The organism is Pseudomonas sp. 58 R 3 (assembly GCF_900006605.1).
Classification (GTDB): domain Bacteria; phylum Pseudomonadota; class Gammaproteobacteria; order Pseudomonadales; family Pseudomonadaceae; genus Aquipseudomonas; species Aquipseudomonas salomonii.
Genome location: NZ_CVTT01000056.1, coordinates 39,885 through 63,111 on the forward strand (window position 1 = coordinate 39,885; position 23,227 = coordinate 63,111).

At 60.6% G+C, this 23,227-nt stretch carries 20 protein-coding genes and 1 riboswitch; of the genes, 11 read left to right on the plus strand and 9 right to left on the minus strand.

The window, feature by feature from the left end:
- Genes BFP92_RS16135 through BFP92_RS16145 form a run of 3 tightly spaced genes read left to right on the plus strand, consistent with a single transcriptional unit; the run spans position 1 to position 1,114 of the window.
- A complete protein-coding gene (locus BFP92_RS16135) occupies positions 1-183 on the plus strand; it encodes a CPXCG motif-containing cysteine-rich protein (RefSeq protein WP_065930297.1) in 183 nt (60 codons plus the stop codon).
- 12 nt (positions 184-195) lie between these two features.
- On the plus strand, positions 196-456 hold the full coding sequence (locus BFP92_RS16140) for a putative signal transducing protein (protein WP_065930298.1): 261 nt from the start codon (positions 196-198) through the stop codon (positions 454-456).
- A gap of 37 nt (positions 457-493) precedes the next feature.
- The gene (locus BFP92_RS16145; protein ID WP_065930299.1) at positions 494-1,114 is read left to right on the plus strand and encodes an SOS response-associated peptidase; all 621 of its coding nucleotides are present in this window, start codon (positions 494-496) and stop codon (positions 1,112-1,114) included.
- A 117-nt stretch (positions 1,115-1,231) separates the two neighbouring features.
- On the opposite strand, the gene BFP92_RS16150 is transcribed toward BFP92_RS16145, so the two are convergent.
- Positions 1,232-3,370: a methyl-accepting chemotaxis protein gene (locus BFP92_RS16150; protein ID WP_065930300.1), complete on the minus strand. Its 2,139-nt coding sequence runs from the start codon at positions 3,368-3,370 to the stop codon at positions 1,232-1,234.
- Between the two features lie 227 nt (positions 3,371-3,597).
- On the opposite strand from BFP92_RS16150, the gene BFP92_RS16155 reads away from it, so the two are divergent.
- Positions 3,598-4,416, plus strand: a complete 819-nt coding sequence (locus tag BFP92_RS16155) for a M48 family metallopeptidase (RefSeq protein ID WP_065930301.1) — start codon at positions 3,598-3,600, stop codon at positions 4,414-4,416.
- Between the two features lie 134 nt (positions 4,417-4,550).
- Here the strand turns inward: BFP92_RS16155 and BFP92_RS16160 are convergent, their stop codons facing one another.
- The 3 genes from BFP92_RS16160 to BFP92_RS16170 form a co-directional block, all read right to left on the minus strand.
- Positions 4,551-5,135, minus strand: a complete 585-nt coding sequence (locus BFP92_RS16160) for a TMEM165/GDT1 family protein (RefSeq protein ID WP_016974259.1) — start codon at positions 5,133-5,135, stop codon at positions 4,551-4,553.
- Between the two features lie 89 nt (positions 5,136-5,224).
- A riboswitch (yybP-ykoY riboswitch) is annotated at positions 5,225-5,344 on the minus strand.
- A gap of 51 nt (positions 5,345-5,395) precedes the next feature.
- Entirely contained in the window at positions 5,396-6,394 is a 999-nt protein-coding gene (locus BFP92_RS16165; RefSeq protein WP_065930302.1) for a class I SAM-dependent methyltransferase, read from the minus strand.
- Between the two features lie 30 nt (positions 6,395-6,424).
- Complete coding sequence (locus tag BFP92_RS16170) at positions 6,425-7,387, minus strand: 2-hydroxyacid dehydrogenase (protein WP_065930303.1); 963 nt, start codon at positions 7,385-7,387, stop codon at positions 6,425-6,427.
- Between the two features lie 87 nt (positions 7,388-7,474).
- On the opposite strand from BFP92_RS16170, the gene BFP92_RS16175 reads away from it, so the two are divergent.
- The 5 genes from BFP92_RS16175 (at position 7,475) to BFP92_RS16195 (ending at position 16,571) form a co-directional block, all read left to right on the plus strand.
- Entirely contained in the window at positions 7,475-8,107 is a 633-nt protein-coding gene (locus BFP92_RS16175; protein WP_065930304.1) for a LysE family translocator, read from the plus strand.
- A gap of 263 nt (positions 8,108-8,370) precedes the next feature.
- A complete protein-coding gene (locus BFP92_RS16180) occupies positions 8,371-10,053 on the plus strand; it encodes a fatty acid--CoA ligase (protein WP_065930305.1) in 1,683 nt (560 codons plus the stop codon).
- Positions 10,054-10,386: 333 nt separating this feature from the next.
- Positions 10,387-12,246 carry a DUF1302 domain-containing protein gene (locus BFP92_RS16185; protein WP_065930306.1) on the plus strand — a complete coding sequence of 620 codons (1,860 nt, stop codon included), beginning with the start codon at positions 10,387-10,389 and terminating at the stop codon, positions 12,244-12,246.
- 43 nt (positions 12,247-12,289) lie between these two features.
- Positions 12,290-13,654, plus strand: coding sequence for a DUF1329 domain-containing protein (locus BFP92_RS16190; RefSeq protein WP_058419333.1), 1,365 nt, complete (start codon positions 12,290-12,292; stop codon positions 13,652-13,654).
- Between the two features lie 187 nt (positions 13,655-13,841).
- Complete coding sequence (locus BFP92_RS16195; protein WP_065930307.1) at positions 13,842-16,571, plus strand: winged helix-turn-helix domain-containing protein; 2,730 nt, start codon at positions 13,842-13,844, stop codon at positions 16,569-16,571.
- Positions 16,572-16,668: 97 nt separating this feature from the next.
- Here BFP92_RS16195 and BFP92_RS16200 read toward each other — a convergent pair whose 3' ends face one another.
- The 4 genes from BFP92_RS16200 to BFP92_RS16215 are packed head-to-tail and all read right to left on the minus strand — an operon-like array spanning position 16,669 to position 20,105.
- Complete coding sequence (locus tag BFP92_RS16200; RefSeq protein ID WP_065930308.1) at positions 16,669-17,229, minus strand: PqiC family protein; 561 nt, start codon at positions 17,227-17,229, stop codon at positions 16,669-16,671.
- Positions 17,230-17,243: 14 nt separating this feature from the next.
- On the minus strand, positions 17,244-18,893 hold the full coding sequence (locus BFP92_RS16205) for a PqiB family protein (RefSeq protein WP_065930309.1): 1,650 nt from the start codon (positions 18,891-18,893) through the stop codon (positions 17,244-17,246).
- Positions 18,874-19,518 (minus strand): paraquat-inducible protein A, encoded by a 645-nt coding sequence (locus tag BFP92_RS16210; protein WP_065930310.1) that lies wholly within the window; start codon positions 19,516-19,518, stop codon positions 18,874-18,876. Before BFP92_RS16210 ends, BFP92_RS16205 begins: the two co-directional genes overlap by 20 nt.
- On the minus strand, positions 19,515-20,105 hold the full coding sequence (locus tag BFP92_RS16215) for a paraquat-inducible protein A (RefSeq protein WP_065930311.1): 591 nt from the start codon (positions 20,103-20,105) through the stop codon (positions 19,515-19,517). The genes BFP92_RS16210 and BFP92_RS16215 overlap by 4 nt, the downstream gene beginning before the upstream one ends.
- A 136-nt stretch (positions 20,106-20,241) precedes the next feature.
- Here BFP92_RS16215 and BFP92_RS16220 point away from each other — a divergent pair, with 136 nt between their 5' ends.
- Both BFP92_RS16220 and BFP92_RS16225 read left to right on the plus strand, forming a co-directional pair.
- Positions 20,242-20,886 carry an MBL fold metallo-hydrolase gene (locus BFP92_RS16220; RefSeq protein WP_056858989.1) on the plus strand — a complete coding sequence of 215 codons (645 nt, stop codon included), beginning with the start codon at positions 20,242-20,244 and terminating at the stop codon, positions 20,884-20,886.
- A gap of 241 nt (positions 20,887-21,127) precedes the next feature.
- Positions 21,128-21,907 carry a YiaD family glycine zipper/OmpA-like lipoprotein gene (locus BFP92_RS16225; RefSeq protein WP_056858988.1) on the plus strand — a complete coding sequence of 260 codons (780 nt, stop codon included), beginning with the start codon at positions 21,128-21,130 and terminating at the stop codon, positions 21,905-21,907.
- 44 nt (positions 21,908-21,951) lie between these two features.
- On the opposite strand, the gene BFP92_RS16230 is transcribed toward BFP92_RS16225, so the two are convergent.
- A protein-coding gene (locus BFP92_RS16230; protein WP_122527355.1) for an IS3 family transposase occupies positions 21,952-23,174 on the minus strand; the annotation gives its coding sequence in 2 pieces (ribosomal slippage) (positions 21,952-22,823 and positions 22,823-23,174; 1,224 coding nt in all).
- Positions 23,175-23,227: the final 53 nt, after the last annotated feature.

Here is a 23,227-nt window from a genome sequence, read left to right on the forward strand (position 1 = left end):
ATGCTGGAAACCGAGTCGTACGATTGTCCTTATTGTGGTGAACCGGCTGAAGCGGTTCTGGACCTTTCCGGCGGTGATCAAGAATATATAGAGGACTGTCCGGTCTGTTGCCGGCCGATTATTTTCGACCTGCAAGTGCACGGCGATGAATGGATGCTGAACGTGCGCAGCGAAAACGAGTAACAGGTACACCCCATGCAGCGGATCTATGAACCGGAAAACCTGATGGAAGGCGAGCTGCTGCAACAGATGCTTGCCAGCGAAGGCATCGAGGCGCACCTGGTGGGGCGCCATTTGCTCGGTGGTACCGGCGAATTGCCGATCTTCGGCCTGTTGGGCCTGGAAGTGCACAACGACCAGGCTGCCTACGCCCGTGAATTGATTACGGCCTACAACGGCGCCCAACCCATGCCCGGCGATGAACCCGACAGCTTCCCCGACGTGTTGGTCTGTTAGGCTGTCGGTCGGTTTACCCCAAGAGTCGTGTTGCCCCATGTGTGGACGTTATGCCCTGTTTCGCTGGAACCCTTCCTTTGCTGCCTTGCCGGGCTTCCCGGCCGACCAGCAGGCCCAGTGGAACATCTCCCCGAATGATTCGGTGCTGATCCAGCGCCTGAGCGAAGGCCAGCGCGCCCTGGCCCGTGCGCGTTGGGGCCTCACGCCACCGTGGCTCACCGACCTGTCGCGCACGCCAGCCCACGCGCGCGCCGAAACCCTGGCCGAACAACCGATGTTTCGCGAAGCCTTGCGCCAGCGCCGCTGCCTGTTGCCGGCCAACGGTTTCTACGAATGGCGCGGCACCCAGCGTAAACGCCCGTATTGGCTGACGCCGGGCGAAGGCTCGACGCTGTTTTTTGCGGCGATCTGGGAGGCTTATCCGGTGCAGGAGCAGGTGTGGCTGAGTACAGCGGTGGTGACCCAGGCCGCGCAGAGCCAGCGGCGGCCGTTGATTCTGGATGCGGCGGGGCAAGAGGCGTGGCTCAATCCTGAGACGCCGCTGCACGTGTTGCAGGGGTTGTTGGCCAGCGAGCCTGCCGCGTTGCGCGAGCGGGTGTTGGCCAATATGGTCAATGATCCGAAGTTGAATGGGCCGGAGTGCCTGACGCCAGGTTGAGGTTGAATGTGCTGGCCTCTTCGCGAGCAAGCCCGCTCCCACATTTGACGGTGTTCACAAATCAAAATGTGGGAGCGGGCTTGCTCGCGAAGGCGGGCTCAAAACCACCGCAGATCACTAAACCTTGAACTGATTGATCAACCGCCGCTGCTGCTCCGCCAGCTTGGTCAGATCCGCACTCGCTGCACTGGACTCATCCGCACCACCCGCCACCTCATTGGCCACCTGGCCAATATTGATCACATTGCGATTGATGTCCTCGGCCACCGCACTCTGCTCTTCGGCCGCACTGGCGATCTGCGTGTTCATGTCGTTGATCACCGACACCGCCTGGGTAATGGTCTCCAGCGCTTGGGCCGCCTTCGCCGCGTGCTGCACGCTTTCGTCGGTACGGTTCTGGCTGTCTTCCATCACCCGCACCACATCCCGCGTGCCTTGTTGCAGCTGCTGGATCATGGTCTGGATTTCTTCGGTGGCCTTCTGGGTTTTCTGTGCCAGGTTGCGCACCTCATCGGCCACCACCGCAAAACCACGGCCTTGTTCGCCGGCACGGGCCGCCTCAATGGCGGCGTTGAGCGCCAGCAGGTTGGTCTGCTCGGCAATTCCGCGAATCGCCGTGAGGATCGCGTTGATGTTTTCGCTGTCCTTGGCCAGGGTTTGCACCACGCCCACGGCTTTGCCGATTTCTTCAGCCAGCGCGCCGATGGACGTGGACGTCTCGCGCACAATGCGCATGCCCTGGCTCGCGGCCTGGTCGGCGTGGCTGGCAGCTTGCGCGGCCTGGGTGGCGTTGCGTGCCACGTCTTGCGCAGTGGCGGTCATTTCGTGCACAGCGGTGGCCACCTGGTCGATCTCGACCATCTGTTTATGCACGCCCTGGTTGGTGCGAATCGCGATGTCGGCGGTGTGTTCCGATGAGTCGCTGACCTTCTGCACCGAACTCACTACCTGAGTGATCATGCCCTGCAACTTGATCAGGAAGGTATTGAAGCCGTTGGCAATCGCGCCCAGCTCATCGGCGCGATCACTGGTGAGGCGGCGGGTGAGGTCGCCTTCGCCTTGGGCGATATCGTTAAGCATCGCCACCATCTGCTTGAGCGGGCGGGCGATGCCATGGCCCACCAGCCAGATCACCAGCAAACCGATACCGGCGATCAACAGGCCAACCATAGCCATGCCGAAGGTGTCGGTCTTGCGTTGGGCTTGCAGGTCGCTTTGCAGCTTCTGCGAGTCGGCCATCACAGCGCTCAGCGGCAGTTGCAGCATCAACGTCCAGCGCGCTTCGGTCTGGCCGATGTTGAAGGGCAGGAACAGTTCGATATGCCCGTGTTCCTTGTCGATGTCGTAGCGCACTTCGCCGACTTTCAACTGGGCCAGGTTGGCCAGCTCGTTGCTGTCGAGCAGGTCGCTGGCTTTTTCGCCAAGCTTGCCGGCGTCCTTGGTGTAGGCCACCAGGCGACCGTTGCTGGAAATCAGCGCGAGTTCGCCGGCGCCGTTATAGAGGTTCTGGTCGGCGCGGGTGAGCATGTCCTGGATAAAGTTCACCGACAGGTCGGCGCCGACGATGCCCTGGAACGTGCCGTCGACCATGATCGGTTCGATAAACGAGGCGAGCATCACCATCGCATTCCCGACCTTGTAAGGCGCCGGGTCGATGGCGCAGGGTTTCTTGCTCTCTTTGGAGCACAGGTAGTACTCACTGGCGCGCACGCCGGTGGACAGGATTTTCTGGTCGTTGACGTCGGCGAGCTTATCCAGGCCCAGGCTGCCATCGGCGTTGCGGTACCACCACGGCAGGAAACGGCCGTCGGCGGCCATGCCGACAATTGGGGTGTTTACATAGGCGGCGTCGTTATGGTCGATGGCATTGGGTTCCCAGCCGATGTAGGCGCCGAGGATTTTCGGGTTGCGCGCCACGGTTTCATGCAGCAGGTTGATCAATTGCTCACGGCCGACCTGCAGCGCGGGTTCGCCCTTGGCGTCTTTCATCGCGAGCAGGGCGTTGGCGGTGGCCAGGCCTTTGGCGGTCACCAGCGGCGCTTCCAGTTCGCGCTGGACCAGCGTGGCCTGGGTTTGCACAAGGGCGGTGAGGCGCTGCTCGATGATCTGCTCGAACTGTGCCTGGGTGCGCTCCTGCACCAACTCCTGGGTGCGGGCACCGGCAAACACTGCATAGAGCACCAGCACCGCGACCACGCTCAGCACGATGGCACCGGTCAGTGCGGCGACAGAAAACTGAATCGACTTGAATTTCATGGAGGCTCCAGGCGCAGGGGCAGGTGGGCTGCCTTTTATGTATCGGCCATGGGCTCTGGAGGCTTAAGGCTTGGCCGGCAAAATAGTGCGAGATGTCGCAAACGAGCTGTTCGCCGCCGCTGTGGGGGTGTGGGATGTATCTGAAAGTTAGTGGTTAAACGTCGCGTGTATCTGGCGTTGATACAAATGACCGCCTAGGATACGCACCAGGTTTCAGGGAGAGCGTCATGAAAAAGTCATTGGCAGTAAGCGTACTCAGCGCAGCGATGCTGCTGGCAGGTTGCCAGTCGGTTAACACCACCAGCGGCGGTGCCGTTGGCGTGGAGCGCAAGCAGTACATGTTCAGCATGCTGTCGAGCCAGGAAGTCGACCAGATGTATGCCCAGTCCTACCAGCAGACGCTGGGCGAGGCGAGCGGCAAGGGCATGCTCGACAAGACCAGTGCCAACGCCAAGCGCGTGCAGGCCATCGCCAACCGTCTGATCGCCCAGGCGCCGACTTTCCGCCCGGATGCGGCGCAGTGGAAGTGGGAAGTGAACCTGATCAAAAGCGATGAGATGAACGCCAACTGCGGGCCTGGCGGCAAGATCTTTGTGTACAGCGGGTTGATCGACAAGCTCAAGCTCACCGACGACGAGCTGGCCGCCGTGATGGGTCATGAAATCGCCCACGCCTTGCGTGAACACGGGCGTGAGGCCATGTCCAAGGCGTATGGCATCGAGATGGCCAAGCAGGGCGCCGGTGCGTTGTTCGGCCTGGGCCAGGACAGCCTGGCGTTGGCCGATACCGTGGCCAACTACGGTATGACCTTGCCTAACAGTCGCGCCAATGAAAACGAAGCCGACCTGATCGGCCTCGAGCTATCGGCCCGCGCCGGCTACAACCCGAATGCCGCGATCACCTTGTGGAACAAGATGGCCAAGGCGTCGGAAGGCGCGCCGCCGGAGTTCATGAGCACTCACCCGGCTTCCGACAGCCGAATCGCCTCGTTGCAGGCGGCGATTCCGAAGGTGATGCCGCTTTACCAGCAGGCCAAAAAATCCTGATATTCCAGGACTTGTGAAGATCCACATGTGGGAGCGGGCTTGCTCGCGAAGGCGTCAGTTCAGTCAAATATTTACCGACTGACACACCGCTTTCGCGAGCAAGCCCCCTCCCACATTGGTTGGGGTTTACAGCTTTAGATCCAGCCGCTGCTTTGCATGGCCTTGTACACCGCCACCACCGCCAGGACGAAAAACGCCGTAGCCGCCAGTCGACGAATCAAGGTCAGCGGCAGTTTTTCCGCCGCAAAATTACCCGCCAATACCACCGGCACGTTGGCAATCAGCATGCCCAGCGTGGTGCCGATAATCACCAGCCACAACTCCGGGTACTGCGCCGCCAGCATCACCGTGGCGATCTGGGTCTTGTCACCGATTTCGGCGAGGAAGAACGCAATCAGCGTGGTCAGGAACGGCCCGAATTTGCGCGTGGTACTGGCTTCGTCATCGTCGAGTTTGTCCGGCACCAAAGTCCACAGCGCGGTGGCACAGAAGCTCGCTGCGAGGATCCAGTGCAACACCGCATCCGAGAAGAAACTGCCGAACCAGGCCCCTACGGCACCGGCGGCCGCATGGTTGGCCAGAGTCGCGGCGACAATGCCGGCGATGATCGGCCAGGGTTTGCGAAAGCGTGCGGCAAGGATGAGCGCGAGCAGTTGCGTCTTGTCGCCGATTTCGGCCAAGGCAACGATTGCGGTAGGAACGAGTAATGAATCCAGCATCAGGTAGGTTTCCAGGGGCGGGTCGACACGGCTATGACACGTACAGCCTTCCCGCCCCGGGTAAGGTGTGCGTGTCATAGGTCTTGTCAAACCCCGGTCCGTCTGTGCGGACTCCTGGGTCGCATACGCCATGGTCTGCTGACCAAGTATGTTGACGTATGCCGGACGAGCGTGAGGCTCGTGGGAGACTACTCCCCTAGGACGGAGCGGATTCTGCCAAGGCAAAACCCATTCGGCAAGCGTTCTTTTTCAAATCGCCATCAGCCGCGTTTGGCACGATAAATGCGAAAACCATTGCCTTCGGCCTTCACCGCACACACGCCCAGATGCTCTTCGATCAGCGGTTGGTACTTGAGGAAGCTGTTGGCGACTAAGCGAAGTTCGCCACCTTTTGCCAGGTGTTTCGCCGCTTTTCGCAGCAAGTTCTCCGTGGCGAAATAATCCGTGTGCACACCGACATGGAACGGCGGGTTGCTCAAAATCGCGTTCAAACCCATCGGCGCGGCGTCGATGCCATCACCGGTCAACACCTCGGCTTCCAGACCATTGGCTGCCAGGGTCAGGCGACTGCTGGCGGCGGCGAAGGCGTCCACGTCGAGCATCGTCACGCTGTTATGCGGGTAGCGGCGTTTGACCGCCGCCCCAAGCACGCCGGCGCCGCAACCAAAGTCGAGCAGATGCCCGCTCGGCAGCTTATCCAGATGCGCCAGCAGCAGCTCGGTGCCGCGATCCAGGCGGCCATGGCTGAACACGCCGGGCAGGCTCACCACCTTCAGCGGCCCTTCGGCCAGCGGCACCTCGAAGACTTGCGCCAGGCTTTCCAACGCGACCGCCTGCGGAGCGTTGGCCACGGTGACTTGCCACAGTTGGCAGTGCCGCGCGTTGTCGAGCTTGCGCGGCTTGCCGAACGGGATCATCTGCTTGGCGGCGCTTTCGATGCCGCCCTTTTTTTCCCCGACCAGAAACAGCTCGGCGCCGGGCAAGCGTGCGGCCACGGCGTTGAGCAGGTAGTCGGTGAGGTCTTTGGATTTTGGAAGGAAAATCACCGCCGCATCAAACCCGCGTTCGGGCACGTTCACGCCGAACTGGCTGCGCTCGGGAAAGCGCGCATCCAGTGCGGCCTGGTCGCCGGCATGCCAGCTCCAGCCGTGGGCATTGGGCAGGGGGCCGAGCAAGTCGTCGGCAGGCAAACCTACCAGCAGCAGGTTGCCTTGAAAAAGTTCGGCCTGACGAAGCAGTACTTCACTGCGCGGATCCATAGTCTGCTCCTTGAAAAGGGGCGCAGTTTATCAACTGACGACGCGCAGCGGGGCACCGCTGAAAAAGCCTCGGGCGTTTTCAGCCAGTTGGCCGACGATACGCTGGCGCGCTTCGCGACTGCCCCAGGCATTGTGGGGGGTAACGATCAAGCGAGGAATGTCGCCGGCCAGCAGCGGGTTGCCATTCACGGGCGGTTCGACGCTCAGTACGTCGGTGGCCGCGCCGCCCAAATGGCCGCTGCGCAAGGCATCTGCCAGCGCCTGTTCGTTGATCAAACCACCGCGCGCGGTGTTGACGATAAACGCGCCCGGTTTGAGCAGCGCCAGTTCGCGGGCGCCGATGAAGTCGCGCGTGTGTTCATTGAGCGGGCAGTGCAAGGTCAGTGCGTCGACCTGTGCGAGCAGTTCATCCAGCGGCACGCGGTCGGCGCGGGCAGGGCGCCCGGGAATGGCGCCGAGCACCACGCGCATGCCGAAGGCTTCGGCCAGGCGTGCCACCGCGCCGCCCAGTTCACCATGGCCGAGCAGGCCGAGGGTTTTGCCTTCCAGCTCGACAATCGGGTAGTCCAGCAGGCAGAACTGCCTGGCCTGTTGCCATTTGCCTGCCGCCACATCCAGTTGATAGTCCTTCAAGCGCGTCGCCAGGTTGAGCAGCAGCATGATCGTGTGCTGCGCCACCGACGGCGTACCGTAGCCGTGGCAATTGCTCACGGTAATGCCGTGGGCGCGGGCGGCGTCGAGGTCGACATTGTTGGTGCCGGTGGCCGACACCAGGATCAGCTTGAGCTCAGGGCAGGCCGCCAGGGTTTGCGCGTTGAGGAGGATCTTGTTACTGATCACCACCTGGGCGCCTTGCACGCGTTCAAGCACATTCTGCGGCGTGGTGTCGGTGAACAACTGCAAGTCACTGAAGCGGTTGCGCAGTTCGCTGAGGTCGAGGTCGCCCAGGTCCAGGGACGGGTGATCAAGGAAGACGGCGCGGCGATTGTTCATTCTCAACTGTACCTTTTGCGACGAGGTTCGAAGGCGTAATCTGCCGAGCCTATCAGATGAAATAATCAGTTACTTAATGGAGTGAGCATGTACGTCGCCGAGTTTTTGACCGTAGCCTTGATTCACTTGTTGGCGGTGGCCAGCCCCGGCCCGGATTTCGCCGTGGTGGTGCGTGAAAGTGTGACCCATGGCCGTCGCGCCGGCACCTGGACCGCGCTGGGCGTGGGCTCGGCGATTTTCCTGCACGTGGGGTACTCGCTGCTGGGCATCGGCTTGATCGTGTCGCAGTCCATTGTGCTGTTCAACGCGCTGAAGTGGGCCGCCGCTGCGTACCTGCTGTACATCGGTTTCAAGGCCCTGCGCGCGCAGCCGGCCAAGCCGCCCGCGGAGGGCGAGTTGCACCCTGAAGTCGGCGAGCGCACCCCACGCGGGGCGTTTACCGCAGGGTTTGTGACCAATGGCTTGAACCCCAAGGCCACACTGTTTTTCCTGTCGTTGTTCACGGTGGTGATCAACCCGCACACGCCGCTGGCGATCCAGGCCGGTTACGGTGTGTACCTGGCGGTGGCGACGGCGTTGTGGTTTTGTCTGGTGGCCATGTTGTTCAGCCAGCAGCGCGTACGTGCCGGCTTTGCGCGGATGGGGCATTGGTTTGATCGGACCATGGGCGCGGTGCTGATTGCCATTGGCGTGAAGTTGGCGTTTACCAGCATGAAATAACGCTGTACCTGAGTGGGCACGGACAAAATGTGGGAGCGGGCTTGCTCGCGAAGGCGGTGTATCAGTGGCTGAAAAGTTGGCTGACCCAGCGCTTTCGCGAGCAAGCCCGCTCCCACATTTCGATCTATGTAAATCCTGGATGCTGGCGCAAAGCTAGCATTCATTGGCCGCTGCAAATCATTCCTTTGGCTGATTTGGCTGAAACATTAGCGCTCTACAGTGCAGGTCTTAGCCAAGACCGTGCAGTCAGATAAGGGATTCGTATGTTGCAGACCCGTGTTATCCCGCCCGCCGAAGGCGCTTACCAATACCCGCTGTTGATCAAACGCCTGCTGATGTCCGGGGCGCGTTACGAGAAAACCCGGGAAATCATCTATCGCGACAAGCTGCGCTATACCTACCCAACCCTGATCGAGCGGGTCGCACGGCTGGCCAATGTGCTGACTGAAGCCGGGGTCAAGGCCGGTGACACGGTTGCCGTGATGGACTGGGACAGCCACCGTTACCTGGAGTGCATGTTCGCCATCCCGATGATCGGCGCGGTGATCCACACCATCAACGTGCGTCTGTCGCCGGAACAGATTCTCTACACCATGAACCACGCCGAAGACCGCTTTGTGCTGGTCAACAGCGAGTTCGTGGGGCTCTACCAGGCGATTGCCGGGCAACTGACCACGGTCGACAAAACCCTGCTGCTCACCGACGGTGAGGCCAGGACCGCCGAGCTGCCGAACCTGGTTGGTGAGTACGAAACCCTGCTGGCGGCCGCCGGCCCCAAGTACGACTTCCAGGACTTCGACGAAAATTCCGTCGCCACCACCTTCTACACCACCGGCACCACCGGCAACCCCAAAGGCGTGTATTTCACCCACCGCCAGTTGGTGCTGCACACCATCGGTGTGGCGACCATCATGGGCAGCGTCGACAGCGTGCGCCTGCTGGGCACCAACGACGTGTACATGCCGATCACGCCGATGTTCCACGTGCACGCCTGGGGCCTGCCGTATGTGGCAACCATGCTTGGCTTGAAACAGGTCTACCCCGGCCGCTACGACCCGGAATACCTGGTGGAGCTGTGGCGCAAGGAGAAGGTCACCTTCTCCCACTGCGTGCCGACCATCCTGCAAATGGTGCTCAATGCCAAGGCCGCCCAGAATGTGGATTTTGGCGGCTGGAAAATCGTCATCGGCGGCAGCGCGCTCAACCGCACGTTGTATGAAGCGTCCAAGGCGCGGGGCATTCAACTGACGGCCGCGTATGGCATGTCCGAGACCGGGCCGCTGGTGTCCTGCGCTCACCTCAACGAAGAGTTGATGGCGGGCACCGAGGACGAGCGCACCACCTACCGCATCAAGGCCGGCGTGCCCGGGCCGTTGGTGGAAGCGGCAATTATCGACGGCAACGGCAACTTCTTGCCCGCCGACGGCGAGTCCCAGGGCGAGCTGGTGCTGCGTGCACCGTGGCTCAGCGAAGGGTATTTCAACGAGCCGCAAAAGGGCGCCGAGCTGTGGGAAGGCGGCTGGATGCACACCGGCGACGTGGCCACGCTGGACGCGTTTGGGGTGATCGATATTCGCGATCGCATCAAGGACGTGATCAAGACCGGCGGCGAGTGGATCTCGTCATTGGCCCTCGAAGATTTGGTCAGCCGTCACCCGGCGGTACGCGAAGTAGCGGTGGTGGGCATCGCCGACCCACAGTGGGGCGAGCGCCCGTTTGCGTTGCTGGTGGTGCGTGATGGCCATGTGATAGGTGCCCGCGAGCTCAAAGAGCATCTCAAGCCGTTTGTCGAACTGGGTCACTTGAGCAAGTGGGCGATTCCAAGCCAGATCGCCGTTGTTACCGAAATTCCCAAGACCAGTGTCGGCAAACTCGACAAAAAACGTATCCGCGTTGACATCATCGAATGGCAGGCCAACAACAGCACGTTCCTGTCCACGCTCTGACCCCCTTCGCCGCGCCCGTTCGGGCGCGGCAATGCTCTAACTCGTGGCTTCACTTGTGATTTTGGGATTTTCAGCCATCCTTGCCTCGCCGGCCTTCGTCGGCGTGGCGAAAGGACTGTGGCAGACGGGTTGGTGATGCAAATCACACTTTAGAGGGATCAAGCGGTACCCCCTGCTGGCTATAGTCCCACTCAGAGTTTTTCACGGATGTTGCGCTGCGGGCCATGGGGGCCCGGTTGCCGTTCGGCATTGGAGTCGTTGTATTCCGGCCGTTACATGCATCCAGACGAAAGAACTCACTGCCATAACAATAATGCACATGGAGTAGCGTCGATGACCTCAGTAAACCAGTTCTGGCGCCGGGCAAGACTGCCCCTGGCCGTCAGTCTCGCTTCTACGCTCGCCGGGCCTGCATTCGGCGTCAGTTTCAACATCGGTGAAATCGAAGGCAGCTTCGACTCATCCCTGTCGGTGGGGGCGAGCTGGTCGACTGCCGGTCGCAATAAAGACCTGATCGGTGCCAACAACGGTGGCAGGGGGTTATCGCAGACCTCCGATGACGGCCACTTGAACTTTGACAAGGGTGATTCCTTCTCGAAGATCTTCAAGGGTATCCATGACCTCGAGTTGAAATACGGCGACACCGGCATCTTTGTGCGTGGCAAGTACTGGTATGACTTCGCGCTGCAAAACGAAGACCTGGACTTCAAGAACGTCAGCAACAACAACCGCAAAGAGGGCGCCAAGTCTTCCGGCGGGCAGATCCTCGATGCCTTCATCTACCACAACTACACCATCGCCGATCAGCCGGGTAACGTGCGGTTTGGTAAACAGGTGGTGAGCTGGGGTGAAAGCACCTTCATTGGTGGCGGTATCAACTCCATCAACCCGATCGACGTGTCTGCGTTCCGTCGTCCGGGCGCCGAAATCAAGGAAGGCTTGATTCCGGTCAACATGTTCTACGTGTCGCAAACCCTGACCGATAACCTCTCGGCCGAAGCGTTCTACCAGCTCGAATGGGACCAGACCGTCACCGATAACTGCGGCACATTCTTCTCCCAGCCGGACGTCATCTCGGATGGTTGCAGCAATAACCTGCGGGTGCTGAACAAGCGCTCCACCATCCCTGGCGCGGCCTTGCCGACCCTTAACGCCCTGGGCGTGGATGTGAACAACGAAGGGGTGCTGGTACGTCGCGGCGGTGACCGTGATGCACGCGACAGCGGCCAGTTCGGCGTGGCCATGCACTACAACTTCGAGCCGCTGGACACGGAGTTCGGTGCGTACTTCATGAACTACCACAGCCGTGCGCCGATCTTCAGCGCCACCGGTGCGCCAAACTCGGCCTTCACCCGTCCGCTGGGGCCGCTGGCGGCCTTGCGGCCATTGATCGTGGCAGGCAGCTCCCAGTACTTCGTCGAGTACCCGGAAGATATCCGCCTCTACGGTTTGAGCTTCTCCACCACGTTGCCTACCGGCACCGCCTGGAGTGGTGAACTGAGCTACCGGCCAAACGCGCCGGTACAACTGAGCACCACCGATATCCTGTACGCGGGCGTCACGCCGATTCCGGGCTTTGGCAATGCGTCGGTGCTCAAGGGCACACCGGGCCAGGACCTGCACGGCTACAACCGCAAGGAAGTGACCCAGTTCCAGACCACCTTCACGCACTTCTTCGACCAGGTCATGGGCGCCACCCGCCTGACCACCGTGGGTGAAATCGGTGTGACCCACGTCGGCGGCCTGGAGAGCAAAAACCAGGCACGTTACGGCCGTGATCCGGTCTTTGGCCCTGGCACGCTGCCCGGCGGCTTCTGCAATGCGCTTAACAATTCGACAGCCAACGGCGCAGGCCTGCCAAATGCGTCCGGCCTGAACACCAACTGCAACAATGATGGCTACACCACCGCCACGTCCTGGGGTTATCGCGCCCGGGCCATCTGGGAATACCCGGATGTGTTTGCCGGCGTGAACCTCAAGCCCAACGTAGCCTGGTCCCATGACGTCAAAGGTTACTCGCCTGGCCCTGGCGGCAACTTTGAAGAAGGTCGCAAGGCCGTCAGCCTGGGTGTGGATGCCGAGTACCAGAACACCTACACCGTCGGCCTCAACTACACCAACTTCTTTGGTGGCAAGTTCACCACCGTGGATGACCGTGACTTCATCGCGCTGAGCGCCGGCGTGAACTTCTAGGCACAACCTCTTTAAGCAGTCTGTTTTCAGGAAGAACCAGAACATGAAAATAACTAGAAGTCTGTTGCACGTGGGTGTGCTTGGGCTGTCGATCCTGGCGAGCAACGTCATGGCGGCAGTCTCGGCGGATGAAGCCGCCAAGTTGGGCACGACCCTGACGCCGATGGGCGCCGAAATGGCTGGTAACGCAGCCGGCACCATCCCTAAATGGTCGCCGCTGCCGACCAATGCCGGCGCCGTGGATGCCCGTGGCTTCCTGGCCAACCCGTATGCCAGCGAACAGCCGCAGTTCACCATCACCGCGCAGAACGTCGAGCAGTACAAGGACAAGCTGGCGCCGGGGCAGTACGCGATGTTCAAGCGCTACCCGGACACCTTCAAGATGCCCGTGTACCCGACCCATCGTGGCGCTACCGTGCCGGCCGATGTGTTTGCCTCGATCAAGAAGAACGCCACCAACACCAACCTGGTGTCCGGCGGTAACGGCCTGGAAAACTTCGAAACCGCGGTTCCGTTCCCGATTCCGAAAAGCGGCGTGGAAGTCATCTGGAACCACATCACCCGCTATCGCGGCGGCAGCGTGACCCGCCTGGTGACCCAGGCCACGCCGCAAACCAACGGCTCGTTCAGCCTGGTGTACTTCCGCGATCAGTTCGTGTTCCGCGACAAGATGAAGGACTACGACCCGAAAAACCCGGGCAACGTGCTGTTCTACTTCAAGCAGCAAGTCACCGCACCGGCGCGTCTGGCCGGTGGTGTACTGCTGGTGCATGAAACCCTGGACCAGGTTAAGGAGCCGCGTTCGGCATGGGTCTACAACGCCGGCCAGCGCCGTGTGCGCCGGGCGCCGCAAGTGTCCTATGACGGGCCGGGTACTGCTGCCGATGGCCTGCGTACCTCCGACAACCTCGACATGTACAACGGCGCACCGGACCGCTACGACTGGAAGCTTGAAGGCAAGAAAGAAATCTACATCGCCTCCAACAGCTACAAGATCGACGATCCGAAGCTCAAGTACGCCGACATCATCAAGGCCGGCCACATCAACCAGGACCTGGCGCGCTATGAGCTGCGCCGCGTCTGGCACGTGGTCGCGACCCTGAAGGAAGGCCAGCGCCACATCTATGCCAAGCGTGACTTCTTCATCGACGAAGACACCTGGCAAGCAGCGGTCATCGACCACTACGACGGTCGCGGCCAACTGTGGCGCGTCGCCGAAGCTCATGCCGAGAACTACTACGACAAGCAAGTGCCGTGGTACGCCATCGAAACCCTCTACGACCTGCAGTCCGGCCGCTACCTGGCCCTGGGCATGAAGAACGAAGAGAAGCAGGCCTATGACTTCGGTTTCACCGCCTCCACCGCAGACTTCTCCCCGGCGGCCTTGCGCCAGGATGGGGTTCGCTAAGCTGTTTTAACTGAGGCCGCATCCTCAGCGTGAAGCCCCGACCGGTTCGGGGCTTTTTTATGTGGGGATATTTTTTGTCGCAGTTCTTTTTCAGGCAAATGTCGCAAAAATCTACAAACCCGCCGCTTTTACCGCTAGTCTGCGGACATCTGCAGTGCCGACAACAGCCTTCTACAAGAGCCCGGCGATGACTGATCTGTCCCGAATCCAAGGGCCTGCGAGCGCGGTGATTCCGACCCTGGAATCGCGTTTCTACAGGCCGCCTTTGCCTGACGGCTATGTGCTGCGCCCGCGCCTGTGCGAACGCCTGAGTGCCGGCCTTGCAGGGCGACTGTTGCTGGTGAGCGCCCCGGCCGGGTTCGGCAAGAGTTCGCTGGCGGTGGAGTTTTGCCAGAGTCTGCCGACGCATTGGCAAAGCCTGTGGCTGGGCCTGAGCCCGCGGGATAACGACCCCGGCCGCTTCCTTGAGCGCTTGCTCGACGGCTTGCAGCAATACTTCCCGCAACTGGGTGGCCAATCCCTGGGCCTGCTGAAAATGCGTCAGCGTCACCAACCCTTTGCCTTTGAAGAATGGCTCGACGGCTTGCTCGACGAGCTGACGCTGCACCTGTCCACCCAAGCGCCATTGCTGCTGGTGCTGGATGACTACCATCTGGCCCAGGGCCCGGTGCTGGATCGCTGCCTGCAATTTTTCCTCAATCATCTACCCGATGGGCTGCTGGTCATGGTCACCAGCCGCCAGCGCCCGGACTGGCACCTGGCGCGGCTGCGGCTCTCGCGCCACCTGCTGGAACTGCATGAACAAGACCTGCGCCTGACCCACGACGAATCGCTGGCGGTACTCGACAGGCACAGCAGCTCGTTGCGCGGCGAAGCCCTGGACAACCTGATTCGTCGCAGCGAGGGCTGGGTGGCGGGCTTGCGCTTCTGGCTGCTGGCCCTTTCCGAAGCCGGCAATGAGGCTGCGTTGCCACAACATTTGCACGGTGGCGAAGGGCTGATCCGCGACTATCTGCTGGAAGAAGTCATCGATTGCCTGCCGGCAGACGTTCAAGCCTTTCTGTATGACACCGCCCCACAGGATCGTTTTTGCAGCGAGCTGTGCGACGCCGTGCGCGAAGCCCACGACAGCGCGCATATCCTCGGTTATTTGCAGGCCCACCAAGTGTTTCTGGTGCCGCTGGATGAGCAGGGCCACTGGTATCGCTACCACCATCTGTTTTCCGACCTGTTGCGTACCCGCCGTGCGAGCAGTGCCACCGTGCCGATTGCCAGCCTGCACCTGCGTGCCTGTCGCTGGTTCAACACCCAGGGCTTGATCGATGAAGCGGTGGAACAGGCGTTGCGCGCCGGCCACCTGGATGTGGCGGCGAACCTGGTGCAGAACCTGTCGGAGGAGCAACTGCTGGCCGAGCAGAATGTCGGCATGCTGCTGCGCTGGAAGATGGACTTGCCCGACAGCCTGCTGATCAGCACGCCGCGTTTGATCGTGCTCTACAGCTGGGCGTTGGGGCTGGCCTGCCAGCTGGATGCGGCCGAAGAACTGTCCGGCTACCTCAGCCGCTTCCTGCCGGCGCCGTCGGCGACTGCGCAAAAGTCGATGCTGGCCCAATGGCTGGCGCTGAGCGGGATTATCGCCCGTGGCCGAGGCGATCGTGAGTCGACCCTGCGTTATTGCAGCGAGGCGTTGGAAAGCTTGCCGCAAAAACGTTATGGCCAGCGCCTGATGTGCCTGTCGACCTTGTCCAACCTGGCCATCGTCGATGCCGATTTGTGGCGTGCCCGTGGCCTGAATCGCGAATCCCTGGAGCTGGCGCAGCGCGTCGGTAACCCGCTGTTCGAGGCGTTGGCCCATTACGATCGCGCGCGGGTGTTGCAGGCGCGCGGCGAAATCCTGCGTTCCCTGGACGAAGTGCGCCAGGGCCTGCAACGCCTGCACGGCTTGGCGCCGCAGCGGCTCTACGCGGTGCGCGCGCGGTTGTCGCTGTACGAGGGTTATCTGCTGCTGGTGCGCTATCAGCCCGAGGCCGGCCTTGTCCGTCTACGCGCGGGTCTGAACGAAGCCCGCGCCTGCCGGGATATCAGCGTGCTGATCGGGCATTGTGTGATTGCCAACTTTGAAGGGCGCCGTGGGCATTTTCCCACGGCGTTTGCCGAGCTTGCCGAAGCTGAGCGCTTGATGCACATCTGGGATGTGCCGCCGATCTACTACCTGGCGATGATCACCTTGATCAAATGCGAGCTGTGGCTGGCTCAAGGCCGCACAGACCTGGCAGAAGCCTGGTTAACCCGGCTGGGGCAAACCTACAACGGTGAACACGCAGCGGCGGCGCCGGAATTTCACCCGCACTTGCCGCAACATATCGGGCTGCAACAGGCCGCGTTGGACGCCACCCGTCATCAGCCGGCCGCCGCGTTGCAACGGCTCGAAGCACTGGCGCAGCAGGCGCATAACAGTGGGCGGCAAATGATTGCCTTGATGGCCCTGACCCAGCAGGTGCAGTTGCTGCTGGAGTGTGGGCAGCAAGACCAGGCCCGACGGGCATTGGCCCGCGCCCTTGAGGCTGGCTCCGGTGGGGCGTTGCAACCCTTTCAGCGGCTGCTGGAAAGTTACCCGGACTGGATGCGTGAGCAGCTTGGCCGGGAGGCTCATGGTGTACTGAACCAGAGCTTGTTGGCGCTGTTGCCGGTGGCTGCGGTGGTTGAGGCCTTGCCCAATCTTGAAACCTTGAGCGCACGTGAACTGGCGGTGCTGCAGTTGATTGCCCAAGGATGTTCGAACCAGGAGATCAGCAATCAGCTGTTTATTTCTCTGCACACCGTGAAAACCCACGCCAGCCATATCAACAGCAAGCTGGGTGTCGAGCGCCGGACTCAAGCGGTGGCGCGGGCCAAGTCGATGGGGCTGCTGGCCTGACAATGGGCCAGCTTTCCTGTGGACGCTGGTGTGTGTGGAAGCTGGCTTATGTGGGGCTGGCTCCCACATTTGACCGAGTACACCCTTAGTGGTCTCGCTACGGCGCAGTCGGGCAGGCTTTGAGCGACGTGTCGGCGGTTTTGCTGACCAGCGCGGCAAAGCGCTTGAGGTTGTTCTGATGCGCCACCACCAGGTCATCAATGCTCGGGCCTGCCGGTGTCTGCAAGGTAGTGCGGCAGGTCAGCGGTGCGACATCTGCGCCACTGGTGGACCGCAGGCGCCAGCGCACGTCGAGCAGTGCATATTGACCCGGCACCGAGTCGAATCGCTGCACTTCAACGCGTAACGACAGGGGCTGCCGGGAATGACTGTTGGCCAGTTGATCCACCAGCGCACTTTTGAGCTCATCGGCCAGGGTTGCGGCCCACCACTGGGTTTCAAGGATCGCCACGCCACTGTCGCCCTGACGAATCACGATTTGTGCGCGGTCCACCTGGGGCGGCACGCTGATGCTTTCAATACGAATATCGCTGGCCTGTGCTTGAGTGCTGTTAGTCCAGTGCACCGGGGTCAGGGTGTGGAAGGCAATCGGCTCACTGCGACAGGCCGCGAGCAGCACCAGCGCGGCGACCAGGGTGAGTTTCAAGGGAAAGGTCATGGCGGCTCCAATGGTCATTTGCGCGGTGGCCCTTGCAGGTCTGTTGGCGCGGCGTTGTCAGGGCGACCGCGGATCAGCGATTCCGGATGCCGGCCCAGGTAGTCCGACAGTTCGCGCAAGGAGCGCGACATGCGCGCCAGTTCATCCAGGGTCTGGGTCAGTTGTTCACGCTGCGGCGAGTCTTCGGCCAGGGTTGAGTTGGCCGACTGCAAGGTCTTGCTCACGTCACCCAGGGTGCTCTGCACGCCAGGCAGGGTCTTGGCGTTGAACTGGGCAAGGCTTTTGCGCAACTCCACCAGGCTGCCGTCGAGGTTGCCGGCGATGCGTTCGATCGGCAGTTGGTTGACCTTGTTGACGATGCCTTCGAGCTTCTCCTGCAACTGTTCCAGATTGCCGGGGATGGTCGGAATGTTGACCGGGCGCAGGTTCGGGTCAAACGCGACTTTGTCGGCTTTCGGGAAAAAATCCAGAGCGATGTACAGCTGGCCGGTCAGCAGGCTGCCGCTGCGGGCCTGGGCGCGCAGGCCGTTTTCGATAAAGGTGCCAATCAGGCGCACGCCGCCCGCTTCATCGTTGGGGTCATGGTTGGTGGCCTTGAGCAGCTTGGTGTTGGCTTCGCCGAGCAACTGCGGGTAAATCACGATGCCGACGTTGATCGGGAAGCTGCGTTTTTTGGCATCGAAGTCCAGGTTGATCGACACCACCTTGCCGAATTCGACCCCAAGAAATTCCACCGGCGCGCCCACTTTGAGCCCACGCAGTGCCTGATCAAAACGCAGTGCCATGTATTGTCCTTGACCGCTGGGCGGGGCGAGGGCGCTTTGCTGGTCATCGAACAGTTCATAGGTGTGATCTTCGTTGGCCGGTTTGTCGTTGGGGCTGTAGGGCGGCGCCTGGAACGCGATGCCGCCGGCCAACATCGATGACAAGGACTCGGTTTTCAGTGCGAAACCATTGGCACCCACGCTCAGGTCAATGCCGCTGGCATTCCAGAAACGCGTGTTTTCGGTGACGTACACATCATTGGGCGCATGCACGAAAACCTCGATCTTCACGCCCTTGCCATCGTCATCCAGCTCGTAGGCCACTACCTGGCCCACCGGGATCTTGCGGTAGTACACCGGCGAGCCGATATCCAGCGAGCCCAGGCCCTGGGTATGCAACGTGAAGCGCGTGCCCGGCTCGCCGTAGGTGATGGGCGGCGGGTTTTCCAGGCCTTTGAACTGTTTGGCGCGCGTATCGGACTGGCCGATATCGGCGCCGATATAGTCACCGGACAGCAAGGTATCGATGCCGGACACGCCACCGGCACCGATGCGCGGGCGTACCACCCAGAACTTGGAGTCTTCACGGGTGAAGCTTTCCGCCTGTTTGGCCAGCTTGATGGTGGCGTTGACACTTTTCTGGTCATCGCTCAAGGCCACATCCGAGACTTGGCCGATCACCACGTTGCGGTATTTGACCTCGGTTTTATTGGCGACCAGGCCGTTGCCGGTCTTGAAGTTGAGGACGATGACCGGGCCCTGTTGCAGCACGTTGTGCACCACCAGCGAGATGCCCACCAGCACCGCCACGATCGGCACGATCCACACCAGCGAAACGCTGAAGCGCCGTGTTTTGATCGCCGGTGAACCGGCAGGCGTGTCAGTGTTGTGTGAACTCATCCGAGATCTCCTCGTTGTGTGGGTTTTCCCAGATCAGGCGCGGGTCGAAACTCATGGCCGCGAGCATGGTGAACACCACCACCAGACCAAAAAACAAAATGCCCAGACGTGGCTCGATGGTGCCCAGCGCCTGGAACTTCACCAGCGCGGCCACCAGCGCGACCACAATGACATCGAGCATGGACCAGTAGCCGATCAGCTCGACAAACCGAAACAGCTTCGAGCGCTCTTTGCGCGCCCACTGGCTGTTGCGTTGCACGGTGACCAGCAGCAGGGTCAGCGAGAGAAACTTGATGCCCGGCACCGCAATGCTGGCAATGAAAATGATCAGGGCAATGTCCCAGGCGCCATGCTGCCAGAACTCCAGCACACCGCTCATGATGGTGCTGTCGGCGCCTGAACCGAGCATCGTAGTGTTCATCACCGGCAATAAATTCGCCGGGATATAAAACGCCAGTGCCGTGAGCATGTAGGCCCAGGTGCGGGTCAGCGAGTGGCGTTTGCGCCGATGCAGCGGCGCACCGCAGCGCTCGCACTCGCTGGGTTCGTCGCGCATGTCGCACGGCTGGCCGCAGGTATGGCACAGGCACAGGTTGAGTTCGCGGGCGGTCGGTGGCGAGTTCATACGGCGTCCCACAAGTCGCGTACGTCACGCCCGGCGATGCGGATCAGCAACAAGGCGAGGGCGGCGAGGGCGAACAGGCCGGTGCCGGGGATCACGTCGAGCATGCCCGCCAGCTTGAACACCGCAACCATGGCACCCAGCAGGCAGACTTCGAGCATGCTCCACGGCCTCAGCGCTTCCAGCCAGCGCATGCACACTTTGAACGCTGGCGAGCGCTTGCCGGCCAGGGCGAAACTCAGCACCCACATCAGCAACAGCAACTGAAACACCGGCGCGATGATGATCGAGATCGCCGCCACCAGCGCAATAAAAGTGATCGGCCCCAGGCTCAGCGCGACCACCGAGTCCCACAGGGTCGCGCTGTTTTTGAGGCCTTGCAGGCTGATGCTCATCACCGGATAGAAATTGGCAAAGGTCCACAGCACCGCTGCGGTGACGGTCAGTGCCAGGCGTTGTTGCACCGACAGCCCGTTGTAGCGCTGCAGCACGCCTGCGCAACGGATGCACAGGGCTTTTTGATGTTTGGCGAGCGTGACCTTTTCGTACACGCAATCGCAGTGTTCGCAGATGATCCGAGAATTGGCCATACGTCTTGCTCCAAATGCGACGCTGCGGTGCGGGTTCCATGGCGCTTGAGTAGCTTAGCAGTTGAGGCTCTTCGAATCCGGAGCAAGCTCCACCATACTGCGCCTGGAATGTGTCATAGAGCTTGCAGGAACGCCCATGAATATCGAAAAACCCGTGCTGATCCGCGAAACCTTCCCCGTCGGTCCGTTGCAGTGCAACTGCACGATCATCGGCGACCCGATCAGCAAAAAAGCCATTGTGGTCGACCCGGGCGGCAATCACGAACTGATCCTGGCGCGCCTCGATGCGCTGGGCCTCAAGGTGGTGAGCATTATCCACACTCACGCTCACCTTGATCACTTCCTGGCGTCCGGCCAGTTGAAAGAGAAGACCGGCGCCACGCTGCATTTGCACAAAGAAGACCAATTTCTTTGGGATAACCTGGAAATGCAATGCCAGATGTTTCGTGTGCCCTACACGCCGGTGCCGTCGCCGGACCGCTGGCTGGAGGACGACGAGGAGCTGGCCTGTGGTTGCGGGGTGGCGCTGCATACGCCGGGGCACACGCCGGGGTCGATGAGCTTCTGGTTTGCCGATGCCAAGCTGCTGATCGCCGGCGACACCTTGTTCAAGCGCGGCGTGGGGCGTACCGACCTGTGGGGCGGGGACCAGGCGACGATAGTGCGCTCGATCAAGCAGCGGTTGTACACCCTGGATGAGGGCGCGACCGTGGTGACAGGGCATGGGCCGGACACCCGCTTGGGCGATGAGATGCGCGAGAACCCGTTTGTGCGGGCTTGAGGGTACGCCTGGCAATTCGTTTACCGGCGCTGTTCTCTCTCAAGCACCGCAGTAGCAAAAAAACGCAGGTCGCGTTCAGCCTGCGTCTGCTACGGTTTCCCTGGCGGTGATAGCGGCCAGTAGTTTGTTCTGGCGCGGGGCGCGGCCACGGAATTTTTACCGCTTGTCGCGTTCCAAACTCCGCACAGGTCGATTGCCAATGTCCTTTGCACCACAGAATGCAAAAGTAGGAGCTCCCTTCATGTTTACTCCGCGTCGTCTTCTTGTTGTTGCCACCGCCGTAGCCTTGTTGTCCGGCTGCGCTTCACCTAATCCTTATGACGGCAGCCAGGGACAGGCCAGCAATGGTTCCGAAGGGGGCATCAGCAAAACCGCCAAATACGGCGGCCTGGGTGCTCTGGCCGGTGCCCTGGCGGGTGCTGCCATCGACCATAACAACCGTGGCAAGGGCGCACTGATCGGTGGTGCTATTGCAGGCCTGGGCGCCGCCGGTTATGGCTACTACGCCGACCAGCAGGAAAAGAAACTGCGTGAAAGCATGGCCAACACCGGTGTTGAGGTGCAGCGCCAGGGTGACCAGATCAAGTTGATCATGCCGGGTAATATCACTTTCGCGACTAACTCCGATGCCATCGCCAGTAGCTTCTACACGCCGCTCAATAACCTGGCTGGCTCTCTGAAGCAGTTCAATCAGAACACTATCCAGATCGTCGGTTACACCGACAGCACGGGCAGCCGCCAGTTGAACATGGACCTGTCCCAGCGTCGTGCCCAGAGCGTGGCCAACTACCTGACTTCCCAAGGCGTCAGCCCGACCAACCTGAGCGCCCGTGGTGCCGGCCCGGATAACCCGATTGCCAGCAATGCTGACGTCAATGGCCGTGCCCAGAACCGTCGCGTAGAAGTTAACCTCGGCCCGATCCCCGGCCAGCAATACGGCCAGCCTGGTCAACAGCAGCAACAACAGGCGCCGCAGCAGAACAACCAGTTCCAGGGCAACCCGTACCAGCAATACCAGTGAACCCTGGTGTCCAGTCCTGACATAGGTTTACACCTATTTCAGCCTCAAAACGCCCGATGCACCGCATCGGGCGTTTTGTATTTCAGCGATAGATGTGGCCGCTCACTGTTATAGATATGCACGGATTGATCCACCATTCGCGCGGCTTCAGCCGCATCTTTGGGCCGATGCAAGAGAAACTCGGTTTTCAAAATCCCGTTCACTCGTTCGGCCAAAGCATTTTGGTAGCAGTCGTAACCATCGGTCATAGAACACCGGATACCGTGCTTTACATGCAGCCGCTGATAAAGCTCGGAGCAGTATTGGATGCCTCGATCTGAGTGATGAACAAGGTTTTGCTCTGTTTTTCTGCACTTGAGGGCTTTACTGAATGCCTGAATCACAGACTCCGTGTGCAAGCTTTCGTGAACATGATGCCCCACGATCTTCCGAGAGTAGGCGTCAGTCACCAAGCTCAGATAGGCCACGCCCGTTTGAGTGGGCAAGTAGGTGATATCGGCTACCCAAACTTGTTCTGGCGCCGTAGCAACTACCTGTGATGGCCCTTCTTTGAGCAGGTTGGGGTGCCTGTGAAAGCGATGATGACTGTTTGTCGTTTTGTGATAGGCCCGCTTTCGAGGAACCAACTCTCTGCGATCCCGCAAAATGTCGAAAAGGCAGTCTCGACCAACCTTTACCGGGGCTTCGGGCTCGCTATGCATGAGGTTATGAAGCTTTCGGGTTCCAAGCCTAGGTTGTCTGAGGCGCTTTTCGTGCACGAACCCCATAACCTTCTGAGCCTGGAGGGCTCGAGCATTACATGCTCGAATGCGTTTGTAATATGCCTGGCGGGATATCCCGATGAACTGGCAAGCCCGGCTGATACTCAGGTCTTGGACTTTCCTTTGGGAGAGGGCTTGCCGGATCGCTTTTTTACGACAGAGACACCAAAGTCATTCTTGAGTACATCAACAACGGCTTCGAAAAACTGAGCTTTCTGATTGGCTTGAGCGAGTTGCTCTTCAAGCTCTTTGATTCGCTGTTCGGGCGTCAGCGGCTTGTCGGGCTCATCCATGGAACGGGATCTCTTGGTACGAATGGACGCGCTTTGACTCCAGTTCTGTCGACCATGCCTGCGTAGCCAGTTCAACACCGTAGATTTGCCCTGGATGCCGTAGCGCTCTTGAGCCTCTTTATAACTCAACTCGCCTTTTTCGACCTGATCGACGACTGACAATTTAAAGGTCAGCGAGTAGTCACGCTGACTGCGCCTTTTTCCTGAATTCATTACGCCTTCCTGAGATTGGGTCAGAAGGTGTAAACCTTATTCAGGACGGGACA

Excerpts from the sequence above, each read along its gene's own strand:
- BFP92_RS16135 (WP_065930297.1), top strand. The coding sequence starts at position 1 with ATGCTGGAAACCGAGTCGTACGATTGTCCTTATTGTGGTGAACCGGCT.
- BFP92_RS16140 (WP_065930298.1), top strand. The coding sequence starts at position 196 with ATGCAGCGGATCTATGAACCGGAAAACCTGATGGAAGGCGAGCTGCTG.
- BFP92_RS16145 (WP_065930299.1), top strand. The coding sequence starts at position 494 with ATGTGTGGACGTTATGCCCTGTTTCGCTGGAACCCTTCCTTTGCTGCC.
- BFP92_RS16150 (WP_065930300.1), bottom strand. The coding sequence starts at position 3,370 with ATGAAATTCAAGTCGATTCAGTTTTCTGTCGCCGCACTGACCGGTGCC.
- BFP92_RS16155 (WP_065930301.1), top strand. The coding sequence starts at position 3,598 with ATGAAAAAGTCATTGGCAGTAAGCGTACTCAGCGCAGCGATGCTGCTG.
- BFP92_RS16160 (WP_016974259.1), bottom strand. The coding sequence starts at position 5,135 with ATGCTGGATTCATTACTCGTTCCTACCGCAATCGTTGCCTTGGCCGAA.
- BFP92_RS16165 (WP_065930302.1), bottom strand. The coding sequence starts at position 6,394 with ATGGATCCGCGCAGTGAAGTACTGCTTCGTCAGGCCGAACTTTTTCAA.
- BFP92_RS16170 (WP_065930303.1), bottom strand. The coding sequence starts at position 7,387 with ATGAACAATCGCCGCGCCGTCTTCCTTGATCACCCGTCCCTGGACCTG.
- BFP92_RS16175 (WP_065930304.1), top strand. The coding sequence starts at position 7,475 with ATGTACGTCGCCGAGTTTTTGACCGTAGCCTTGATTCACTTGTTGGCG.
- BFP92_RS16180 (WP_065930305.1), top strand. The coding sequence starts at position 8,371 with ATGTTGCAGACCCGTGTTATCCCGCCCGCCGAAGGCGCTTACCAATAC.
- BFP92_RS16185 (WP_065930306.1), top strand. The coding sequence starts at position 10,387 with ATGACCTCAGTAAACCAGTTCTGGCGCCGGGCAAGACTGCCCCTGGCC.
- BFP92_RS16190 (WP_058419333.1), top strand. The coding sequence starts at position 12,290 with ATGAAAATAACTAGAAGTCTGTTGCACGTGGGTGTGCTTGGGCTGTCG.
- BFP92_RS16195 (WP_065930307.1), top strand. The coding sequence starts at position 13,842 with ATGACTGATCTGTCCCGAATCCAAGGGCCTGCGAGCGCGGTGATTCCG.
- BFP92_RS16200 (WP_065930308.1), bottom strand. The coding sequence starts at position 17,229 with ATGACCTTTCCCTTGAAACTCACCCTGGTCGCCGCGCTGGTGCTGCTC.
- BFP92_RS16205 (WP_065930309.1), bottom strand. The coding sequence starts at position 18,893 with ATGAGTTCACACAACACTGACACGCCTGCCGGTTCACCGGCGATCAAA.
- BFP92_RS16210 (WP_065930310.1), bottom strand. The coding sequence starts at position 19,518 with ATGAACTCGCCACCGACCGCCCGCGAACTCAACCTGTGCCTGTGCCAT.
- BFP92_RS16215 (WP_065930311.1), bottom strand. The coding sequence starts at position 20,105 with ATGGCCAATTCTCGGATCATCTGCGAACACTGCGATTGCGTGTACGAA.
- BFP92_RS16220 (WP_056858989.1), top strand. The coding sequence starts at position 20,242 with ATGAATATCGAAAAACCCGTGCTGATCCGCGAAACCTTCCCCGTCGGT.
- BFP92_RS16225 (WP_056858988.1), top strand. The coding sequence starts at position 21,128 with ATGTTTACTCCGCGTCGTCTTCTTGTTGTTGCCACCGCCGTAGCCTTG.